A 2,816-nucleotide genomic window follows, 5' to 3' on the forward strand; every position below is an offset into this window, starting at 1 on the left:
CACCGAACGAAAGGGGCAAGAGCCCTTTGGTTACTTTGGGGCTTTTCCAAAGTGACTCGCTGTAAAAGCGAAACCAATAGCCGCCGTCACCCCAAAAATGGATATGTACTCCGAGCAAAAAAAACAACAGCATCAACCCCAACCATCACGGTTTATCCGACAAATCCTGAAATAACCCCCTACCCTGCTTGCGCGCCCACCTCCTGCTCTCTAACGTAGCGCCTTTACTGACGCTACCCCCCGCAGGAGCTTTGCCATGGCCTCGCCAGCCCTCACACATTTTCTTCCCCGGTTCGGCGTTGCCGCAGCAGTGGCCGGTGTTTTGAGCCTGTCCGGTTGTCAGACCTGGAACGCCCAAGACACGCTCCCACCCACCACCGGCGTACAGCCGCTCAAAGGTCTGGCGCAAAACGTTTCGGTGCGCCGCAACGCCATGGGCGTGCCGTTGATCGAAAGCAGCAGCTTCCACGACGCGCTGTTCACCCTCGGCTATGTACACGCGAGCGACCGCATCACGCAGATGGTCACCCTGCGCCTGCTGGCCGAAGGCCGGTTGTCGGAGATGTCCGGTTCGGACCTGCTGGACGCCGACCGCTACATGCGCGCCGTCAACCTGAAGAAAAGCGCCGGCGAGTTGTACAAGGCCTCTTCGCCGCGCCTCAAACGCTTCTTCGAAGTCTATGCGCGCGGGGTCAACGCCTACCTGTTCCGCTACCGCGACAAGCTGCCGGCCGATCTCACCGCCACCGGCTACAAACCCGAATACTGGAAACCGGAAGATTCAGCGCTGATTTTCTGCCTGCTGAACTTCAGCCAATCGGCGAATCTGCCCGAGGAAGTTTCCTCATTGGTGCTGGCCCAATCGGTCACCACCGACAAACTCCCGTGGCTGACACCGTCCGCCCCCGACGAAAAACTGCCGGTGGCCGAAGCCGAAAAACTTCACGGCCTCAAGCTCAACGGGGCGATTCCAGGCCTCGCCGAAATCAGCAAAGCCACCGGCCAACTGTCCGATCTGAATCTGCTGGGCGCCACGTCATCGAACAACTGGGCGATTGCCCCGCAACGCAGCCGCAGCGGCAAAAGCCTGCTGGCCAGTGACAGCCATGGGCCGCTGGGCGCGCCGTCGCTGTTCAGTTACGTGCAGATTCGTGCGCCGAAATACCAGGCGTCCGGCGTGACCATCGCCGGTTTGCCGATGGTGCTGGGCGGTTTCAACGGCAAAGTGGCGTGGAGCATGACCTCGGTCATGGGCGACAACCAGGACCTGTTCCTGGAAAAAATCCAACGCCAGGGCAACGGTCTTTCCTACGAAGTCGGCGGCAAATGGCAGCCGGTTATCGTTCGCAACGAAACCTATTTCGTCAAAGGCCAGCGGCCGATTCGCGAAGCGGTGTACGAAACGCGCCACGGGCCGCTGCTTAACAGCGCCAAAGGCACGGCGCTGGGCAACGGTTTGGGCCTGGCGTTGCAAACACCGAACTTCACCGATGACAAATCCCTGGACGCGTTTTTCGACCTGTCTCGCGCACAAACCGTGGAGAAAGCCTCGGACGCCAGCCGTGAAATCCGTGCGATCACGCTGAACCTGGTCTTTGCCGACGCCAGCAATATTGGCTGGCAAGTCACCGGTCGTTACCCGAACCGCCGCGAAGGCGAAGGCCTGCTGCCATCGCCGGGCTGGGAAGGTCGTTATGACTGGGACGGTTACGCCGACGCGATGCTGCACCCGTACGATCAAGACCCGGCGCAAGGCTGGCTCGGCACCGCCAACCAGCGGGTCATTCCCCATGGTTATGGCATGCAGCTATCCAATTCGTGGTCGGCACCGGAGCGTGGCGAACGCATGGCTGAACTGGCCGGCGTGGGCAAACACGACACGCGCAGTGTGATCACCATGCAATACGATCAGACCACCACGTTCGTCGCCAAACTGAAAAAGATGTTTGCAGCGCCGGGCATGGCCCAGCCGCTCAAGCAGGCCATTGAAGCGCTGCCGGTAGCCGATCGCGGCAAGGCGCACGAAGCGTTTACCCGCCTGATGGCGTTCGACGGCAAACTCGCCGCGACCTCCGCCGATGCAGCGATTTACGAGCTGTTCCTGCAGGAAAGCGCCAAGCAAACCTTCCTCGATGAACTGGGCCCGGAAAGCAGCCCGGCGTGGAAAGCCTTTATCGCCAACGGCAAGTTGTCCTACGCGGCGCAGGCCGATCATCTGTTGGGGCGTGAAGACAGCCCGTTCTGGGATGACGCACGCACGCCGCAGAAAGAAGACAAACCGGCGATTCTCGCCCGCAGCCTCGCGGCGGCCATCACCGCAGGCGACAGTCAGTTGGGCGGTGATCACAAAGCCTGGCAGTGGGGCAAACTGCACCGCTATGAATGGAAGAACGCCAGTGGCCAGACCGTACGCGGTCCGCTCGCGGCCGGCGGCGATCACACCACGTTGAACACGGCGGCGTTCGCCTGGGGCCAGGACTTCAACACCACGCTGGCACCGGCCATGCGCTTCATCGTCGATTTCGGCCAGGCCGAACCGTTGATGGGCCAGAACGGTACCGGCCAGTCGGGTAACCCGGCGAGTCCGAATTACCTCGACAGCGTTGATCCGTGGTTGAAGGGGCAATACGTGAGTCTGCCGATGCAGCCGCAAAACTTCGACAAGGTCTACGGGACCAAGCGGTTGACGCTGACACCCGGCAAATAACCCGTGTACCTGTAGGAGCGAGCCTGCTCGCGAAAAACGTCGGTTCAACGCGTTCATTCAGACAGCACGCGTTATCGTTGACGTCCATCGCGAGCAAGCTCGCGCCTAC

1 protein-coding gene is annotated in these 2,816 nt (G+C 61.0%); it reads left to right on the forward strand.

All coding sequences use genetic code 11. The annotated features are described in order from the left end of the window. Window positions 1-256: 256 nt before the first annotated feature. Window positions 257-2,707, forward strand: a complete 2,451-nt coding sequence (locus tag PMI32_RS02310) for a penicillin acylase family protein (RefSeq protein WP_008034797.1) — start codon at window positions 257-259, stop codon at window positions 2,705-2,707. Window positions 2,708-2,816: the final 109 nt, after the last annotated feature.

Origin of the sequence: Pseudomonas sp. GM60 (genome assembly GCF_000282415.1) — a bacterium.
Classification (GTDB): Bacteria; Pseudomonadota; Gammaproteobacteria; order Pseudomonadales; family Pseudomonadaceae; genus Aquipseudomonas; species Aquipseudomonas migulae.